Annotated in this window: 8 protein-coding genes; 4 read left to right on the top strand and 4 right to left on the bottom strand. The window is 62.3% G+C overall.

Going from position 1 to position 20,053, the window contains the following annotated elements:
• Nucleotides 1-320: 320 nt before the first annotated feature.
• The 4 genes from gspE (at nt 321) to AB4O45_RS01375 (ending at nt 17,139) form a co-directional block, all read left to right on the top strand.
• Nucleotides 321-1,727, top strand: coding sequence for a type II secretion system ATPase GspE (gene gspE, locus AB4O45_RS01390; RefSeq protein ID WP_252876416.1), 1,407 nt, complete (start codon nt 321-323; stop codon nt 1,725-1,727).
• Complete coding sequence (gspF, locus tag AB4O45_RS01385; protein WP_039763557.1) at nt 1,727-2,938, top strand: type II secretion system inner membrane protein GspF; 1,212 nt, start codon at nt 1,727-1,729, stop codon at nt 2,936-2,938. Before gspE ends, gspF begins: the two co-directional genes overlap by 1 nt.
• 437 nt (nt 2,939-3,375) lie before the next feature.
• A complete protein-coding gene (locus AB4O45_RS01380) occupies nt 3,376-4,479 on the top strand; it encodes a substrate-binding domain-containing protein (RefSeq protein WP_217878331.1) in 1,104 nt (367 codons plus the stop codon).
• Nucleotides 4,480-4,653: 174 nt separating this feature from the next.
• Nucleotides 4,654-17,139: a filamentous haemagglutinin family protein gene (locus AB4O45_RS01375; RefSeq protein ID WP_460160970.1), complete on the top strand. Its 12,486-nt coding sequence runs from the start codon at nt 4,654-4,656 to the stop codon at nt 17,137-17,139.
• A gap of 56 nt (nt 17,140-17,195) precedes the next feature.
• Here the strand turns inward: AB4O45_RS01375 and AB4O45_RS01370 are convergent, their stop codons facing one another.
• From AB4O45_RS01370 to AB4O45_RS01355, 4 genes are all read right to left on the bottom strand, one after another.
• A complete protein-coding gene (locus AB4O45_RS01370) occupies nt 17,196-17,417 on the bottom strand; it encodes a type II toxin-antitoxin system RelE/ParE family toxin (RefSeq protein WP_236708189.1) in 222 nt (73 codons plus the stop codon).
• 37 nt (nt 17,418-17,454) lie between these two features.
• Nucleotides 17,455-17,649 (bottom strand): type II toxin-antitoxin system RelB family antitoxin, encoded by a 195-nt coding sequence (gene relB / locus AB4O45_RS01365; RefSeq protein ID WP_056789559.1) that lies wholly within the window; start codon nt 17,647-17,649, stop codon nt 17,455-17,457.
• 230 nt (nt 17,650-17,879) lie between these two features.
• A complete protein-coding gene (locus tag AB4O45_RS01360) occupies nt 17,880-18,098 on the bottom strand; it encodes a hypothetical protein (protein WP_016774958.1) in 219 nt (72 codons plus the stop codon).
• Between the two features lie 108 nt (nt 18,099-18,206).
• Nucleotides 18,207-19,886: an MFS transporter gene (locus AB4O45_RS01355; protein ID WP_038861763.1), complete on the bottom strand. Its 1,680-nt coding sequence runs from the start codon at nt 19,884-19,886 to the stop codon at nt 18,207-18,209.
• Nucleotides 19,887-20,053: the final 167 nt, after the last annotated feature.

Here is a 20,053-nt window from a genome sequence, read left to right as displayed (position 1 = left end):
TCCCCTCGCCACAGGGGATCGCATTGCTACAGAGGATCTCATTGCCCCAGAGGATCCCATTGCCACGGTACCGATCGAAGGGAGCACCCGGTTTTGACTGAGAGGATGACGGTGGCGAGGGGATTTATCCCCGCTCGGCTGCGCAGCAGTCGTAAACCGGGCACACGCGATTTGCCTGTAGAAACCGGTTCTCGAGTTTTGGGTCTGCTTCGCAGCCCAACGGGGATAAATCCCCTCGCCACAGAGGTTCCCATTGCCACAAGGGATCCCATTGCCACAAGGGATCTCATTGCCACGGTGGATTCTGGGGAGGATGGGCGATGAGTGTATTGCCGTACGCATGGGCCAAGGCGCAGCGCATTCTTTTGCGCGATGGCGTGCTGACGGTCTGCCCGTCGACGCCCGGCTGGTCGATCAGCGAAGTGCGTCGGCAGTTCGGTGCGACGCAGGTTGAGCGGGTGCGTGATGACGAGCTCGACGGGCTGCTCGCCAGCGCTTACGCCGATACCGGCAGTGCGGCGGCGGTGGTCGGCGCCGCTGAGAACGAAGTCGACCTCGATCGGCTGATGCAGGACATGCCGGAGATCACCGACCTGCTCGACACCCAGGACGGCGCGCCGGTGATTCGCATGATCAACGCCTTGCTCACCCAGGCCGCGCGCGATGAAGCCAGCGACATTCATATCGAGCCGTTCGAAACCCATTCGGTGGTGCGCTACCGCGTCGACGGCACCCTGCGTGATGTGGTCTCGCCGCGCAAGGCGTTGCACGGTGCGCTGGTGTCGCGGATCAAGATCATGGCTCAGCTCGACATCGCCGAAAAACGCTTGCCGCAGGACGGTCGCATTGCCTTGCGCGTAGCGGGGCGGCCGATCGATATTCGTGTGTCGACGGTGCCCACCGGCCACGGCGAGCGCGTGGTGATGCGCCTGCTCGACAAACAGGCCGGGCGCTTGCATCTGGAAACCTTGGGCATGGATGCGCAGGTGTTGGCCAAACTCGACCATTTGATTCGCCAGCCCCACGGCATCGTGCTGGTCACCGGGCCGACCGGCAGCGGCAAAACCACCAGCCTCTACGCGGCGCTGGCGCGGCTGGATGCGAGCACCAGCAACATCCTCACCGTGGAAGATCCGGTGGAATACGATTTGCCGGGGATCAGCCAGATTCAGGTCAACGCCAAGATCGACATGACCTTTGCCCTCGCGCTGCGGGCGATTCTGCGGCAAGACCCGGACATCATCATGATCGGCGAGATCCGCGATCTCGAGACCGCGCAAATCGCCGTGCAGGCCTCGCTCACCGGGCATCTGGTGCTGGCGACGCTGCACACCAACGACGCGGTGTCGGCGGTCAATCGCCTGATCGATATGGGCGTTGAGCCGTTCTTGCTCGCGTCATCCATGCTCGGCGTGCTTGCGCAGCGCCTGGTGCGACGCCTGTGCAATCAGTGCAAACAGGAAGACCCGGCGACGCCCGGCACCTGGCGTCCGGTCGGTTGCGCGGCGTGCAATCACACCGGTTACAGCGGCCGCACCGGCATCCACGAATTGTTCTGCATCGACGACAACATCCGCACGCTGATTCACCAAGGAGCAGGGGAGCAGGCCCTGCGCGCGGCGGCGTCGAAAGCGGGGATGTTCAGCCTGCGTGAGGACGGTGAGCGCTGGATTCGCAGCGGTGCCACCGCGCCGGAAGAAATCCTTCGTGTGACACGGGACGCCTGATGAATCGCTATCGCTTTGAAGCGGCGGATGCCACCGGGAAAATCGAGTCCGGGCACCTTGAGGCGGACAGCCAGAGCGCGGCGTTCAGTGCCTTGCGCGGGCGTGGCCTGACGGCGCTTTCGGTGCACGAGGAAAGCAACGTCGCCCGACACGGCGGCGGCGGTTTGTTCAGCGCCAGACTCTCCGACAACGACCTCGCCTGGGCCACGCGGCAACTGGCGAGCCTGCTCGGCGCCAGTCTTCCGCTCGAAGCAGCGCTGAGCGCCACGGTCGAGCAGGCCGAGAAAAAGCACATCGCCCAGACCCTTAGCGCCGTGCGCGCCGATGTGCGCAGCGGCATGCGTCTGGCGGAATCGCTGGCGTCGCGGCCACGGGATTTTCCCGAGATTTACCGCGCGCTGATTGCCGCTGGCGAAGAGTCCGGCGATCTGGCGCAGGTGATGGAACGGCTGGCCGATTACATCGAGGAACGCAACAACCTGCGCGGCAAGATTCTTACCGCGTTCATCTATCCGGGCGTGGTCGGGCTGGTGTCGATCGGCATTGTGATTTTCCTGCTCAGCTACGTGGTACCGCAGGTGGTCAGCGCGTTCTCTCAAGCGCGGCAGGATTTGCCGGGGCTGACCCTGGCGATGCTCACCGCCAGTGATTTCATTCGCGCGTGGGGCTTGTTGTGTGCGGCGCTGATGGCCGGGGCGTTCTGGAGCTGGCGTCTTTATTTGCGCAATCCGGCGGCGCGGTTGAGCTGGCATCACCGGGTGCTGAAATTGCCGCTGTTCGGGCGTTTCATTCTCGGCCTGAACACCGCGCGATTCGCCTCCACGCTGGCAATTCTCGGCGGTGCCGGGGTGCCGTTATTGCGTGCACTGGAAGCCGCGCGACAGACACTGTCCAACGACCGCTTGAGCCTGAGCGTCAGCGAGGCCACGGCAAAGGTGCGCGAAGGCGTCAACCTCGCCGCCGCGCTGCGGGTGGAGAATGTCTTCCCGCCGGTGCTGATTCACCTGATCGCCAGCGGCGAGAAAACCGGTTCGCTGCCGCCGATGCTCGAGCGCGCGGCGCAGACGCTTTCCCGGGACATTGAACGACGGGCGATGGGCATGACCGCGCTGCTGGAGCCGCTGATGATTGTGGTGATGGGCGGGGTGGTGCTGGTGATCGTGATGGCGGTGTTGTTGCCGATTATTGAGATCAATCAGTTGGTGCAGTAGCCCAGTCTGATGTTGTCTGATCGGGCCTCATCGCTGGCAAGCCAGCTCCCACAGGGAGCAACACAAATCCTGTGGGAGCTGGCTTGCCAGCGATGAGGCCGGTCAGGGCAATAAATCATTCAGTTTTTTTTCACCAGTCTCAGCACCACCCGAGCCCCAATCCGCCCATCCTCGGGTTCTCCATTCTGTCATCTGCAACCACCCGCCAACGGCTCCAGCCCGATTCAGCCAAACCCCCGATCCAGACGTGCCGCGACACCGCGCAAACACCCGAGAAATCCGCACCAAAATCCCCCCGCAGCTCCCGAGGTTTTTTCCTTTATCTGTCACCGGAAGCTGCGAATTTCTTCCTGCGGCTCCACTGCGGTGGACCCTCCCGGTGTCATGCAAGCCTTCCGAAACCTGTGTTCCAAACCAAGTTGAAAAGGAGATTCTTCATGTTCAAGCGCACTCTGATCGCCGCCTCACTGACCGTCGCCGCTCTGGCTTCCGCCCAGGCCATGGCCGTAACCGGTGGTGGTGCTTCCCTGCCTGCCGCTCTGTACAAAGGTTCTGCCAACAGCATCCTGCCAGCCAACTTCAGCTACGCCGTAACCGGTAGCGGCATTGGCAAAAGCGCTTTCCTGACCAACAACGCTGCCCAGTTCAGCACCACCGGCACCGTGCACTTCGCCGCTAGCGACTCGATCCTCAGCGCTTCAGAACTCAGCACCTACACCACCAACTTCGGTGCTTCCTACGGCCCGCTGATCCAGCTGCCATCGGTGGCCACTTCGGTTGCCATTCCGTACAAAAAATCCGGTCAGACCGCGCTCAACCTGACCAGCGCTCAACTGTGCGATGCGCTGTCGGGCACCGCCACCACTTGGGGCGCTCTGCTGGGTAACGCCGACAGCACGCCGATCCGTGTGGTTTACCGCAGCGTGTCCAGTGGCACCACTGAAATCCTCAGTCGCCACCTGAACGCCGTTTGCCCAGGCAAATTCGCCGTCAACTCCACCTTCACCAACGCTCGTCTGCCGGCCGGTTCCGCGCTGCCATCGACTTGGGTCGGCGTAGCCAACACCGCTGATGTGGCCACTGCGGTGAACGCCGTGGACGGTTCGATCGGCTATGTGGGTCCAGACGGCGTGAACGCCACCAGCAACGCTGTGGTTGCCCGCGTCAATGGCGTCCAGCCAACCAACGCTAACGTGACGCTGGCGCTGAGCACTGCACCGGTGCCAAGCGCACCTGCCAACCCGGCTGGCTGGGCCCCGGTCGTGCCTAACCCGGCAAGCGGTTACCCGATTGTGGCTTACACCAACTTCATCTTCGGCCAGTGCTACAAAGATGCAGCCGTGGCCACCGCCGTGCGCAACTTCCTGACCACCCACTACAGCAACCCGGGCAACAACGTCGCCACCGTCGCCCACAGCTTCACGCCGGTTCCCAACAACTGGAAAACCGCTGTGACCGCCAACTTCATCACCAACACCTCGGGCAATAACCTGGACATCAACAACGCCAACGCCTGCAACGGCATTGGTCGTCCTTTGTAAGCCTTGTCTCAAGTGCAATGAAACGGCAGCAGCCTTCGGGCTGCTGTTTTTTTTTGCCGATTTACTCCTCGAACATGAAGTTTGTGTGACATCCGTTCGGTCGTGAGGCTCGCCAACTGCCTATGTCGTAACAGCAGGGCTGATCCGACCTGCCACCCAAAAGGACCTGTAGTGATGCTTGCTCGCACCTCCCGTCACAGTAACCGTATCCGGCCGATCAAACGTGGCGCGGGCGATCCCGCACAGTGGCTGCTCAAGCCATTGGCGCAAGCTGTCGCCTTGTGTCTGGTGGCGGGCAGTGCCGAGGCGGCGACAGCGTTCGGTTCCACTTGGTTTGCCGCGAAGGGCGCAGCGCAGCAGGCTTCGGCGTCGCGTCCGGGTGGGAGCGGTCTGCCGGGGATGACCCCACCGCTGGCACAGCAGCAACGGGCCAGCCAGCAGTTGCAGCGCTCTTTGCAGACACTCAATAACACCGTTGCAGCGATTGCCGCTCAGCAGGCCGCACAAGCCGCTGGACGTGCCGCCGCATTGGGCAGTGTGCAAGTGGTTCCGGACGGATTGGGCGAGGGCGGCCTGAAGGTCGATAACAGCCTGAGCCAGGGCTGGATGAATGCCAAAGGCCCGCAACAAACCCAGGCCGACGGCAAGACCACGGTGAAGATCGAGCAGACCGCCGACAAGGCGATTCTCAATTGGGAAACGTTCAACGTCGGCCGCAATACCACAGTGGAATTTGCCCAGCAGGCCAACTGGGCGGTGCTCAATCGCGTCAACGATCCGAGCGCACGGGCCAGCCAGATTCAGGGGCAGATCAAAGCGGACGGCACGGTGATGCTGATCAACCGCAACGGCATCGTCTTCAGCGGTGGCAGCCAGGTCAATGTGCGAAATCTGGTAGCGGCAGCCGCGAACATGACCGATGCACAATTTCGCGATCGGGGTCTGTATTTCGACAGCACCGGCAGTCAGCCAACCTTTACCGACGCTGCTGGCAAAGTCCTGGTGGAGCGTGGCGCAGCCATACAAACGCATCAACCTGCGCTCTCCACCGACGCCGGCGGCTATACCTTGCTGCTTGGCCAGGACGTGCAGAACGACGGCTCGATCAGTACGGCCAAAGGTCAGACGGTGCTGGGTGCGGGGGACCGTTTCTATATCCGCAAGGGCTCGGGCACCGACGGCAATGGCTATTCAACCACCTTCGGCAGTGAGGTCATTCCCGGTTTCAAGTCTGACAGCTCGGGCAAAGTCAGCAACACCGGCCTGATCCAGGCATCCACCGGCGACATCACCCTGACCGGCCGCGATGTTGTGCAAAACGGTGTGCTGCTGGCGAGCACTTCGGTGGCGACGCGCGGCACCGTGCATTTGCTCAATCCGGCCAGCGATGCCCAAGGCCGTGTGACCCTGGGCGAAAATGGCGTCAGTGCGATTCTGCTCGACAGCAGTGATCTCACCGCCCTGGACAGCCAGCGCGAGGCGGCGCTGACCGGCGTCAATGCCAACAACCGGATCCGCAGCGATCAGTCTCGCATCGACATCGGCAGCGGCGGCACCGTCGAATTCAAAAGCGGCTCGATCACCCTTGCCACCGGTGGGCAGGTGGCAGTTGCCGCCGGACAGCGCAGTCTATTGCGCGAGGGGGCGGTGATCGACGTGTCCGGCGCCCTCGGCGTCAAAGTGGCGATGGCAAACAACAACATCAAGATCAACGTCCAGGGCAACGAGCAGCGTGATGCGCCGGTCAATCGCGAGAGCGGCGCGCTCAACAGTAACGACATCTGGGTCGATGTCCGTGAGCTGGTATTCGTGCCGGCGGGCACCAACGGTTACGCCACCGACCGCTGGTACACCGCCGGTGGGTTGTTGGAGGTCGGCGGATACCTCGGCACTCAGGGCCATGGCGTTGGTGAATGGATGGCGCAGGGCGGTGAGGTGCGGTTTTCCGGAAAGGACGTGATCAGCGAAAAAGGTTCGCTGATCAATGTGTCCGGCGGCACGCTTGATGTGCAGGGCGGCGAGATTCGCCAGAGCTGGCTGCGCGGTGCGGACGGGCGGTTATACGAAGTGTCGCGTGCGCCGGGCGATATTCTCTACAACGGCCTTTACAAAGGTTACGAAAGTCACAGCGAGCGCTGGGGTCAGACGGATTATTTCTATAGCCCGCTGATCGCGCCGACGCGTCGCCAGGAAGCGGGGTACACCGTTGGCCGGGATGCCGGCCAGTTGGTGATCGCCACGGGCAACGCCGTGCTGGAAGGCCAGCTGTTGGGTGAGGTGTTTCAGGGCGAACGGCAAATCCAGGCACCGCGGGCAGGTCTGGACGGCTATGCCCAGACCCAGACCGCCCGGGCGCGGCGAGGGCAGTTGGTGGTTGGCAGTTACGATGCTGCTTATGTCGCTGCCAGTGCAGGCCTGCTCTATCAACTCGACCCGTTGCTCGATCAGGTGCAAGTGGGGGGCGCGCATGCCAGCGTAGCGAACGCAGGGCTGACCGATGCGGTCGCGGCAGAACGCGCAGGCAAACTGTTCCTCGATGCCGGGCTGCTCAATGGTTTCGCGCTGGGCGCGCTGAAGATTTCGGCGAAAAACACGATTGAAGTCAATGAAGGCGTGACGGTGGATCACGGTGGCAACATCACCCTGTTCAGCCCTGACGTGCAGGTCAATGCCGATCTGATTGCGCAAGGCGGCAGCCTGCAATTGGGCAACGTTTTGAACCAGCTCGCCACCGATCGGCGTGATGACAACAGTCTCCAGGTTTCAGCAGGCAAGCAAGCGCGGGTGACGGTTGCGCAGGGTGTGCAGCTGCAGACACGCGGTCTGTGGCGCAACCTGTCGAGTAACCCGGACGACGCGGGCGGCCTGGCGTACCTCAATGGCGGGACGGTGTCGATCCGCAGTACCGGCGACATTCTGCTGGCCAGTGGCAGTCTGGTCGATGTTTCGTCGGGCGGTGCGGTATTGGCCAACGGCAAGACGCGTGGCGGCAAGGGTGGCGACGTGACGCTTGAATCCAGCGCCAACAGTGCGCCAGGCCTGTCGCGCATGGTGCTCGATGGCGAGGTGCAGGGCTATGGCGTGAACGGCGGCGGCACCTTGACCGTGCAGGCCAGCAAGGTGCGGATCGGCGCTTCCGGCGAAGTGGCCGAAGAACAGACCCTGCGCCTGACGCCGGAGCTGTTCCGCACGGGGTTCAGCGCCTACAACATCATCGGTCTGAAGGGGCTGGAGGTCGCCGCGCAAAGCGCGATCGATGTGCAGATGCCGGTCTATCGATTTGGCGAATCCGCCTCGACCATTGTGTCCGGTATGTCGCCGCGCGCTGCGCTGGAGCTATGGACGCCCGCGCTATTCCAGGAAGACCCGCTCAAGGGCGTCTTGACGCAAAGGGCCGGCGCTTCTGTCGCATTGCAGGCCGGCGCGACGCTTGCTGGCTTGATTGATCCCGCCAGCAGTCCGTTGTCGATTGGCGAAGGCTCACGGATCAGTGTCGATCCCGGCCAGCGCATCGGTTTGCGCGGGGCAGGCCAGATCACGCTTGATGGTGAACTCAACGCCTGGGGCGGTATTGTCGATATCCGTCAACAGCAGTTCGGCGCGATTGATGTGGCGACGTCCTTGCAAGAGGCCGATCCGAACCCGCACAACCGTTCGATCTGGATCGGTGAACATGCCTTGATCGATGTCGCCGGTCGGGCAGCGACCGCTGTCGATGCGCTGGGCCGCGTCTACGGCCAGGTCGGCAAGGGTGGCTCGATCATTGTCGGTGGCGAGATTGATGTGAAGAAAATCACGGCGACCGCTGCCGATGCTTACGTCATCATCCGCCAAGGTGCGCGACTGGAAGCGTCCGGTGCGCAAGCCGTGCTCGATAGCGGTGGGCAAGGCCCCGCTCGTGTGGCCACCGATGGCGGACGGATCACCCTGAGTTCCTACAATGGTCTGTTCATCGAGGGCAGTCTGCAGGCCAATGCTGGCGGTGCAGGTGCGGCGGGCGGGCGTCTGGAAATCGCTCTGGATACACCGGCGTACGGTCCCGCGAACTTGAGCAATGCGGTGCGCGTGCCACGTGAAATGATCATTGGCCAAGGGCCAGCGCCGGCACTGCCGCAGCCGCTGCGAGCCGGTGAGGCTTCGCCACTTTTACGCTACGGGCGTACACGCTTGAGTGCCGATCAGCTGATGAGCGGTGGCTTCGACAGCGTGAGTCTGCTGAGCAACGGTCTGATGACGTTCGACGGCGATGTCGACCTGCATATGGGGCAGGGCCTGAGCCTGTTCGCCGGTTCTCTTTCATTGGCCGAGTCGGCGAGTGACAGCGCCCGGGTCAACCTCAGCGCACCTTACCTGCGCCTGTCAGGGCTGGGCACCTATTTGAGCTCGGAAGTCAAAGTGCGTCCGCGGGTGATGAGCAATCCGACAGCGCAATTGTCCGGCGCGCAATTCACCGCCAGCGCGAACCTGCTGGACGTGGGCAACTCGCTTTCATTCGGCACCGAAGGGACTCTCGTGCAATCGGCCGCACCGGCGCTGACGGTCAGCCGCCGTGGCTTTGGTCTGGTCACGCTCGACAGCCAGGGCGACCTGCGCTTCCTCGCGCCAACCGATGAACAGCAGCGCAGCCGTCTGTGGACTGCGGGTGACATGCACATGCGGGCTGCGCAGATCTACCCGGCCAGTGGCGTCTCGGCTGAGGTGCGAGTGGGCTATCAAAGTATGGCCGGATCGGTGCCGGAGCATACGTTGCGTATCGGCAATCACGGGGCGGCGCCGACCGCTTTGCCTTACTCGGTGTTCGGCAGCCTGACACTCAGTGCGGGACAGATCGAGCAGGGCGGCGTCATTCGTGCGCCTTTGGGGCTGATATCCCTGGGTGATGACGTCATTGTCAAAACCCGTGAACTTCACCTTCTGCCGGGCAGCGTGACTTCAGTCAGCGCCGCCGGACTGGTCATGCCCTATGGAGGAACCACCGACGGTATCGACTATCGGTACAACGGTAAGTCGGTGATGTTGAATGGCATTGCCGGAGCGACCTCCGGAGTCATCCTTGATGCGCAATACACCAATGTGCAGGCCGGGGCGGTGATCGACCTTTCGGGCGGCGGCGATTTGCGCGGTGCCGGTTTTGTCTCCGGACGAGGTGGCTCCACCGATGCACGTCTCAATCCGCTGGTACGCAATGCCACCGATGGCACCTTCAGTTTGCCGGGGCTGGCCAACAATCCCGTGTATGCAATCGTGGCCGGTGACCAGAGCCGCTATGCGCCGATGCTGGCCGAGGCCGGCGCGGTCGATGCGCGTATCGGCCAGCAGATCACCCTCGGGACCGGCGTTGCCGGACTGGCACCCGGTACCTACACCTTGTTGCCATCGACCTTTGCCTTGTTACCGGGCGCCTTTCGGGTCGAAATCAATGGTCAAGCGATTGCGGGGCCGATGGACAGTGCGTTGAAGTTGCGCAATGGCTCGTGGACCACGGCCGGACAGCTGTCGATTGCCAACACCGGTATCCGCGACAGTTTGCCCAGCCAGGTCATCGTGACGTCTGCCGATGTGCTGCGGCGCTATTCACAGTACAACGAAACCGGGTTCAGCCAATTTGTGCTCAACGATGCTGCCCGCCGCGGTCTGCCGCGCGCCCGCACACCGCTGGACGGCAACACGCTGCACCTGCGCATGGTCAGTGGCGGCGAGCACGACTCAGCCCTGGATTTCAACGGGCAGGTGCTGTTCAAACCTGCCAGCGGCGGGGTCATTGGTACGGCGGTCGTTCAGGGCGGTTATACCGGCGCAGAGTTTGAAATTCTCGGTGCCGGGCATACGCGAACGCCAGGGTTCGACGGTGTATCGCTGTACGCCGACACCCTCAACCGCTTGAATGCCGGACGCTTGACCATCGGTGGCACCCCAACCGTGTATTACGGTTCGGAGGGCGGCTCGATCAAGGTGATCGGCAATACCTCGGCGATTCGTCTGCGCGAAGGCGCGATCCTCTCGGCGCCAGAGGTTGTGCTGAGCAGTAACAGCGCCAATGGCGGCATCACCATCGATGCGGGAGCGGGCGTCAATACCTTGGGGCGAGGTAACGTTCCGTATGATGCCGCAGCCGGTTTCGTCTACGAACCGGGGCGCTCCAGCCTGCTGGTGGTGTCCAACGGCTGGACGCCGGTGCTTGCGCCCACCGAAGGCGGGGGCGGGAGCATTCGTATCGGCAACTGTCCGACGGCCGATTGCACCGCTGCGGCGTTGCTGTACTCCAACGGCAGCATCATCGCCGCCACTGACAAAAACTTCGAACTGGGCGAAAGCGTGCGCTTTGGCACTCGCCAACTCGGGCTTTCGGTCGGTGTGGTCAATGCCGGCAGTCCGCAAGCACTGGCCGCAGCCAGCGGCCGCACACCCGCGGGCCTGACGCTTAACCAGAACGTGCTGGATCGCCTGTTGCAGGGCGACACGCAATCTGGCGCCCCCGCCCTGGAAACCCTGAGTCTGGTGGCCCGCGATGCGTTCAACTTTTTCGGCAGCGTGACCCTCGACACCATTGATCCGCAGACCGGCCAGAGCCGTTTGCAGAATCTGGTGTTGGGTAGCCCGGCCATCTACGGCTCGGGCGCTGCCACCGATGTCGCGACGATCCGCACCCGCAATCTGATCTGGAACGGGGCGACTCAGGCCCCGGGTACGGTGGTCAACGACGGCGCCGGCAACGGGCACGGCACGCTGGATATTCAGGCGCAGCGGATCGAATTGGGTTATGGCCCGAACCCGCAGCCCAATGGCCTGGATCGCAATAACCGACTGGCCCTGGGATTTGCCGACGTCAACTTCAACGCCAGCGAGCGCATCACCGCCAACCACAAGGGCAGCCTGGCGGTGTACGAATCCCAAGGAGCTTATGACGCGGTCAAGGGGTTCAGTTACAGCGGCGGCAATCTCAATCTGCGCACGCCATTGCTGACCGGCGAGGCCGCCTCGGTCAGTGAACTCAAGGCGGGCAACAACCTGACTCTGAGTGGTAGCGCCACAACGGCTGCCGCGGATGCCCTCGGTGCGCAACTGAGCCTGACGGCACGCAGTGTTGTGCTCGACAGTCGCATCGTCCTCGCCAGCGGCAAGCTGCTGGTCAATGCCGAGGATGATCTGCTGCTTGGCAGCGGCGCGCAGGTGGACATGGCGGGCCGGGTTCTGCCGTTCAATGATGTGCAGAAATTCAGCTGGGGCGGCGACGTGTCGTTGCAGAGCAACAACGGCAATATTCGTCAGTTGGCGGGCTCGCGAATCGATCTGTCCGCCGTCAACAATCAGGCCGGGCAATTGAACGTTGTGGCCCTGGCCACTGACGCTGGACAGGTTGATCTGCAAGGGCAGATTGTCGGCAGCAGCAGTGGCTATTACGACGCGGGCGGTACGTGGGTGCCGTACAAGGCCGCTGGCGTGGACATTCGCGCCCAGCGCCTGGCGGGTGATTTGAGCGAGGCCTTTGCCAGCCTTAACCTGCGCTTGAATGCCGGCGGGGTAGTGGGCAGTCGAAGCTTCCAGTTCAAGCAGGGCAATCTGCGTATCGGTAACGAACTCAAAGCGGGCCAAGTCAATGTCTCGGTGGACAATGGCAACCTGACCGTGGACGGGGTGATTGATGCCAGTGGTGAACGGGTCGGCAGCATTCGCCTTGCCGGCAAAAACGGTTTGAACCTGACAGGCAACGCGCTGCTCGATGCCCATGGCCGCGTACTGCGCGTCGACAGCTACGGCAAAATCATCGACGCACCGAACCGCGCCATGGTTGAACTCAATTCAGGTGACGGCGTGCTGACGCTGGCCGCTGGTGCACGGATTGATCTGCGTCACGGCACCGATGCAGTGCCTGGAAACCAGGCGGGACAACGCGATGACGTGTTGCGTGGGACGCTGGAGCTGAATGCACCGCGCCTGGGCGGCGGTGACATTGCGGTGGATGCCAGCGGTACGTTGAGTATTCAAGGTGCCCGCTCCATCGGGCTGAATGCCGTGCGAAGTTACAGTGATGCTGCCGATGGCACCGATCCGGCGGCCAGCGGTCGCCCGTATCAAGTGATCGATCAAGCCTACCTGGATCGCATTCACTCAGACAGCAGCGGCTTTATCGATGCGGCGCTGGGTAACAGTGATCTGCTACAACGCAAACTGGCCGGCCTCAACAATGCGACCTATGCCGATGCGTTTCATCTGCGCCCGGGGGTGGAAATCGTCAGCAAAACCGCTGACGGCGATCTGGTGGTGCAGGGCGATCTCGACTTGTCCGGCTACCGTTACGCCAGCCTCAACCCGCACACTCGCCGGACCTCGGTGTATGGCAGCGGGGAAGCGGGCAGCCTGTTGATCCGTGCCGGTGGCAACCTCGACATCTACGGCAGCATCAACGACGGTTTCGCACCGCCGCCGGAAACCGTGGACGACGCCGGCTGGAAACTGTTGCCGGGGATACAGCCTTTCGGCGGTGACCTGATCGTACCGGGCAGTGGTGTCAGCCTTGCCGAAGGGACGCTCTTTCCGGTTGGCGCCACCTTGAATTACGACCTGCCGATTCAAGCCGCCACACTGGCCGCGGGCACGGTGTTGCCGGTTCAGAGCACTTTGGCCGCACCTTACGTGTTACAGGGTGGAACGGTGCTGGCCGGCGATGTGCATGACGCGGCGGGTAACCTGATGTATGCCGCCGGTACGTTGCTCGACAACGCTGTGACCCTGCCGACCGGCAGTCGTTTGGGTGCAGGTATCCGCTTGAACAACGCCACCGCACTGCAGGCCCTGCTCTGGCCCAAAGGCGTGCCGCTGCCGGGTGCGGTTGATGCCGACAATAAAACGGTGGGTGTTGTGTTGAACGGAACGTTGGCGCTGTTGCGGGGTTCGCTGATCCCCTCCATGACCAACGTGAAGCTCGCCGATGGCACGGTATTCCTCGACCTGCGTCCTGCCAATGGAAACCAGCAAGGTCGAAACTGGGCGATCGCCAGCATGCTGCCGGCGGGCAGTGCGTCGTGGTCGATGCGCATGGTGGCAGGGGCCGATCTGACCGCGGCCGACAGCCGTAGCGTGAAACCTCAGGCCAGCGTTGGCAACTTGCAGATGGCCGACACTCACTATGGTGTGAGCATGATCGAGGTGGCCGGCAAACTGGTCTGGGCGGTGGATAACGAGTATGGCTTTACACCGTACGAACCGGTTCCCGAGGAATACCTTGTGCTCTGTGATATCGCTCCCGGTTCTTGCGCGCCCATGGCGCGCAGTGTGTGGGCGCCTGGCAACTGGATGGGCATGCCGGATTACACACCGATGAACGATGACGAATTGTTCTGGTGCTCCATCGACCCGGCACTGTGTATTGAAAACAATCCGAGCAAGAGCGCCCAGGCCCACACGCAGATGTTCAGCGTTTTGCGTACTGGCACCGGCGACCTGGATTTGATGGCGGCCGGTAACCTGAGCATGGCCTCACCTTTCGGCGTCTACACCGCCGGCACCCAATCGGCAGACGTCGACGCGCGTTATAACCAGCCCCGCGGAAGGCTGTCGGCTGATGGCTCGGTATTGGGCAGCGTTGGCAGCGATTACGAAAAATGGGTCGATGGCGGCAGTGCCAACCTCTATCAGGCCTGGTATCCGCAGATGGGCGGTAACCTGACGATCAATGCCGGCGGGTCTGTGTCGGGTGATGTGCTTGGCCGTCGCTCGGTCGCCACGGGCGACGGTACGCGGGAGCAGGTGCCCAGTGTGGCGGTGGGCAATTGGCTCTGGCGCCAGGGCACCGGCAACAACGATGTACCGACTGCCTGGTGGATCAATTTCGGCAGCTACGCTGCGCAGCCATTGCCAGCGCTGGGCGAGGAAACCAGACCTTATCTGGTGGGCTTTACCGGGTTCGGTACGCTGGGCGGCGGCAACATCAGTCTGAGCGCCGGCGGGGATGCAGGCATGCTCAAGGCCATGGGCGACGACAGGTATGCGTCGTACCCTCGCAGTCAGGGGTTGATCGTGGCTGTCGGCAGTACGGGCCGCGTGGACAGTGACGGGAACCTGCAACTGACCGGTGGCGGAGACCTGGATATTCGTCTGGGCGGTGTCCTTAATCCGTCTCTGCAGGCACGTGCCGGCCTGGCGGGTACCGGCACGCCGACGCACGACTTGCAGGGCGCGCTTATCAACCTGCGCGGTGCGGCGCAACTGACGGGCGCCGCGTTGGGCGGTATCAATCTGCAGTACGGCGCCTCGGCGCTGTTTCATGACCCACGGGAAACGCGCGCCTTCGACCCGTTCAACTCGACGGCCAGTAATGCCAGTGGTGGGCTGGTGCTGATTCCCGGTGACTCCGGCATGCGCCTCAACACCCGCGGCGATCTGGTGTTGGGTGGCGCCGCCGATCCGGGCCGCGTGAGGTTGCAGAACTCCACACCGTTTACCACGGAGGATGGCATTTACCATGCCGGTGGCGGTTTGAGTGGTTTCTCGCTGTGGACCGATCACACGGCCATCGATTTGTTCTCGGCCGGCGGCAACCTGACGCCCAGCACCCAGTTGATGGAAACCACCGGGCAGGACCCCGTCGCCGGGCTTAACGGGTCACCGACCGATGACCGCTTCGTCTTTCCTTCGATATTGCGTGCCGTGGCCGGTCAGGGCTCGATTTATGCGGGACCATCAGCGGCCTACGGCATAGGCAACCCGGCGCCGGCTCTGGCCTGGTCATTGCTGTTGGCACCTTCCAGCGCGGGGCAGCTTGAACTGATCGCTGGGGATTCGATCTATGCCGGCGGCTACGCCATCAACCAGTCAGGGGCCAGCCCAGCGGCGCTCGCCACACCGTTTGCACCCGCGTTCAATGGCTACGGCAACAACCAGTCCGCTCGGCCGATCACGACCAACGCCGGCAGCGATGGTGTGCTGGCGCAAACCAATTCGCGCTATCCACTGTTTGCCTTTGGTCCCGATAGCTACTCGGGGTTGAGCAGTGTTCAGGGGCCGGCGCGCTTCTATGCACTGACCGGTGACCTGGTAGGAATTCGCACGGGCGAAACGCTGGCGTTCGCGACCACGAAGCGCACCTGGTATGAATCGGCAGGCCCGGTGTGGATGGTGGCGGGGCGTGACATCGTGGCGTCCGGTACCAATTTGGGGCAACCCACGTTTGCGCCCGTTGGGGGCATGGGTCGCAATAACGAACAGATCGCGTCTACCGGCAATCTGTTCGTGCATAACGATGCGCGCGACATTTCGCGGATTTCGGCCGGGCGAGACATTCTCTACAGCAGCTTCGACATTGCCGGCCCGGGTGTTCTGGACGTCAATGCCGGGCGCAATATCCTGATGGAAGATCGCGCCAGCATCTCCAGCCTCGGCCCTGTCGTGGCAGGTGATCAGCGCCCCGGTGCGAGCGTCGTGATGCAAGCGGGTGCGGGCGCGCAGGGGCCGGATTACTCACGGTTCATTGCGCGTTATCTGAACCCGCAAAACGTCGCGGATTCGGCTGTGGCCCTGAGCGCGCAACCGGGCAAAGTGGTCAAGACCTACGTCGAAGAACTGCAGAGTTGGCTGAGCCTCGGTTATGGCTTCAAGGGTGGCGACGAACAGGCGCAAGCGTTCTTCGCCGCACTTCCAAGTACCGAACAGGCGATCTTCGCCCGCCAGGTGTACTTCGCCGAATTGCGTGCCGGTGGCCTGGAATACACCGATGCCGATGGCCCACGCACTGGCAGTTACCTGCGCGGTCGCAACGCCATTGCGGCGCTGTTCCCGACCACTGATGTCGCCGGCAATCCGATCCGTTACGACGGCGATATCACGATGTACGGCGGCGCCGGGGTCAAGACGCTGTTTGGCGGCGATATCCAGATGCTCACGCCGGGCGGTGGTCAGGTGTTCGGCATCGAAGGCGCGGCGCCGCCGTCGACGGCGGGGATCATTACTCAGGGTTCGGGCGACATTCAGCTGTACTCGCAAGGCAGCATCCTGCTCGGCCAGAGCCGGATCATGACCACCTTCGGCGGCTCGATTCTCGGCTGGTCCGCCGAGGGCGATATCAACGCCGGTCGCGGCTCGAAAACCACCGTGGTCTACACACCGCCAAAACGTGTCTACGACACCTGGGGCAACGTCACGCTGTCGCCGTCGGTGCCGAGCACCGGCGCCGGTATCGCCACGCTCAACCCGATCGCCGAAGTGGCGCCGGGCAACATCGACCTGATCGCGCCACTGGGCACCATCGATGCCGGCGAGGCGGGGATTCGCGTGTCGGGCAACGTCAACATCGCCGCGCTGAAGGTGGTCAACGCCGCGAACATTTCGGTGCAGGGCAAGGCAACCGGCGTGCCGGTGGTGTCGGCGGTGAACACCGGCGCGATCACCTCGGCCAGTTCGGCGGCATCCTCCGCTACGCAAGCGGCGGAAGACGTCGTCCGGCAGCAACAGGCAGCGGCGCGGCAGAACCAGGCCTCGGTGTTCACCGTGCAGGTTCTCAGCTTCGGCAACGAGCAACTGGCACCGTCGCGCGATGGTGCTAGTCGCGCGCCAGCGACGGGTTATAACCCGGACAGCCCGGTGCAGGTGCTCGGCGCCGGGGCATTGGATGAGCAGGCGAAGCAGCAGCTGACCGAAGAGGAGCGTGGGCAGCTGACGTTGTAAAAGGCTCTCGTGCAGTACGTTTGGGCGGCCGGTTGGCCGCCTTTTTTTATGAATGGTTATGGATATTTTTTACGGGCGTGCAACACGGTCAGAATTTTGATGTGGTCTGTCACCTGATAGACCAGTAAATAATTCGAGTTGATGACCATTTCGCGAGTGCCCGGTATTCGGCCGGAGCGGAAACCATGCGGTATCCAGGAAAGCCTTCGCGCTGCGGCGCTGAGCTTTTGGTGCAGTGCAACTGAAGCGACAGTGTTGCGTTGTTCTACGTATTCGATGATGTCAGCCAGGTCTCCAAGAGCCGGTTTACTCCAGCTAACCGGCAGCGCGTCGATTCTTGCGTCTCTCTTCCAGCATCTGACCTAGCAGCACCATTGCCTCATCGTGGGGGATAGGCGGACGTGGATCATCAAGTGCGGCTTGTACCTTGGCGCGATACCAAAGATCGTAATCCGCAGCCTCTTCTTCGGTTTCGAAGTCTGAAACGATAAGTGAAAGTTCAGCGCTCATCATGACCTCCATGATCAATGTGAAGCAGTCTAAGGGGATGTGGGCTCGTTGTCGTCACTGGCGGGACGAGGGAGACATCATCCGCAAACAGACGATGCAAATCTGTCAGACGCTTCGCTTGTGATGCACGTGAAGTCGATCAGCTGTGTAGTTCAATTCTGTAGGAAATCAGCTTTTGGTCATCGGGCTGACAGCCGCCGCTCAAAGCTGCGGCCACAGCCACGCTGCACTCAGTTACCGTCTGCAACCTTACGCTCGATCTCATCGACTTTGCGCTGTAGCTCTTCAGCTTCCTGCTCTTTGACCCGAGTGGAAGACGGCGTGATGACTTTGTCTACGCCCTCGGTGTTGTTGTCGCGGTCCTGCAGATCGCGCTCGACCACGTTCACCGGTTTGCCGCTGGCATCGGTGGGTGGGGCGTTGGGAGTTTTGTCGTCGTTGGGGTTCATGGCGCTGGCCTCCTGTGGGTGTACACATTGGAGACAGCGCGGCGGCAGACGTTCGAAATTTTTCAGCTGCGAGGCCCTCTCCGGCAGGAGAGGGCACTGTGGCTTTTTTCAGTCCTTGAGAATGTCGCGATCCTTGGTTTCCGGCAGGAAGAACGTGCCGAGTATTGCCGTCGCCACTGCAATGACGATCGGGTACCACAGCCCGTAGTAGATGTCACCGGTGGCGGCGACCATGGCGAACGCCACGGTCGGCAGGAAGCCGCCGAACCAGCCGTTGCCGATGTGGTAGGGCAGCGACATCGAGGTGTAGCGGATGCGCGTCGGGAACAGTTCGACCAGCCACGCGGCGATCGGGCCATAAACCATGGTCACGTAGATCACCAGCACGGTGAGCAGGAGTAGCATCATCGGGTAATTGATTTTCGCCGGGTCGGCTTTTTCCGGGTAACCGGCGTCTTTCAACGCGGCGCCGAGGTTGGCGGTGAAGGCGTCGTTGCGGGCCTTGAAGTCGGCGGCGGTGAGGGCGCTGCCTTCGAAGCTCTCGACAACGCGGTCACCGATGCGCACCTGCGCGACGGTGTTCGGTTCGGCGGCGACGTTCTCGTACGGGATCGCGCGTTTCGCCAGCAAGGTTTTCGCCAAGTCACAGGAACTGGTGAATCTGGCCTTGCCCACCGGATCGAACTGGAACGAACACTGATCAGGATTGGCGATCACCTTGACCGGATTTTTTTCCTGAGCAACGAACACGTCCGGGTTGCCGTACTGGGTCAGCGCAGTAAAGATCGGAAAGTAGGTCAAAGCAGCCAGAATGCACCCGGCCATGATGATCGGTTTGCGCCCGATGCGATCGGACAGGCTGCCGAAAATCACGAAGAACGGTGTGCCGATCAGTAGCGATCCGGCGATCAGCAGGTTGGCGGTCTGCGCGTCGATCTTCAATGTTTGCAACAGGAAGAACAGCGCATAGAACTGCCCGGTGTACCAGACCACTGCTTGCCCGGCGGTGCCTCCGAGCAGCGACATGATCACCACTTTGAGATTGTCCCAGCGCGCAAAGGATTCGGTCAGCGGCGCTTTCGAGGCCTTGCCTTCGTCCTTCATTTTCTGGAATACCGGCGACTCGCTCAGTTGCAGGCGGATGTACACCGACACGGCCAGCAGAATGATCGACAGCAGAAACGGAATCCGCCAGCCCCAAGCCTCGAACGCCTCGTTACCCAGCGCCGTGCGGCAGGCGAGAATCACCAGCAGCGACATGAACAGACCGAGGGTGGCGGTGGTTTGAATCCACGAAGTGAAAAAGCCACGACGGTTGCGTGGCGCGTGCTCGGCCACGTAGGTCGCTGCGCCACCGTATTCGCCACCCAGCGCCAGGCCTTGCAGCAGACGCAGGGTGATCAGAATCACCGGGGCAGCCACGCCAATGGTGGCGTAGCCGGGCAGCAAGCCGACGATTGCTGTGGACACGCCCATGATCACGATGGTGATCAGAAACGTGTGCTTGCGCCCGATCATGTCACCCAGACGCCCGAAGACGATGGCGCCGAACGGCCGCACCGCAAACCCGGCGGCGAAGGCCAGCAGGGCAAAGATGAATGCGGTGGTTTCGTTGACGCCGGCGAAGAAGTGTTTGGCGATGATCGCCGCCAGCGAGCCGTAGAGGTAAAAGTCGTACCACTCGAAAACCGTGCCCAGCGAGGAAGCGAAGATGACCTTGCGCTCCTCCTTCGTGATACCGCCGCTGCGCGGTGGCGTGCCGGTGGATGCTGTGTCGATTGTGGCCATGGGTGTTCTCCGTCGTGCTTATTGTTGTAGGCCGGAGTCCCCCGTTACTGCCTGTCGCACTCTGGCCCGTTGGCATCTGCCGCCGTTGCTCTAGCGTGAAGCTTGCACAGTCTGACCGCCTCGCAGGGCTGCAAGGTTTCCTGAAGCATAATCAGCTTTTGCCAGAT

This window comes from Pseudomonas sp. S2_B10 (assembly GCF_054668425.1).
This window is presented reverse-complemented; position numbering and strand designations above follow the sequence as displayed.

Coding starts and splice junctions, on each gene's coding strand:
- gspE (WP_252876416.1), top strand. CDS start 321: ATGAGTGTATTGCCGTACGCATGGGCCAAGGCGCAGCGCATTCTTTTG.
- gspF (WP_039763557.1), top strand. CDS start 1,727: ATGAATCGCTATCGCTTTGAAGCGGCGGATGCCACCGGGAAAATCGAG.
- AB4O45_RS01380 (WP_217878331.1), top strand. CDS start 3,376: ATGTTCAAGCGCACTCTGATCGCCGCCTCACTGACCGTCGCCGCTCTG.
- AB4O45_RS01375 (WP_460160970.1), top strand. CDS start 4,654: ATGCTTGCTCGCACCTCCCGTCACAGTAACCGTATCCGGCCGATCAAA.
- relB (WP_056789559.1), bottom strand. CDS start 17,649: ATGAGCGCTGAACTTTCACTTATCGTTTCAGACTTCGAAACCGAAGAA.
- AB4O45_RS01360 (WP_016774958.1), bottom strand. CDS start 18,098: ATGAACCCCAACGACGACAAAACTCCCAACGCCCCACCCACCGATGCC.
- AB4O45_RS01355 (WP_038861763.1), bottom strand. CDS start 19,886: ATGGCCACAATCGACACAGCATCCACCGGCACGCCACCGCGCAGCGGC.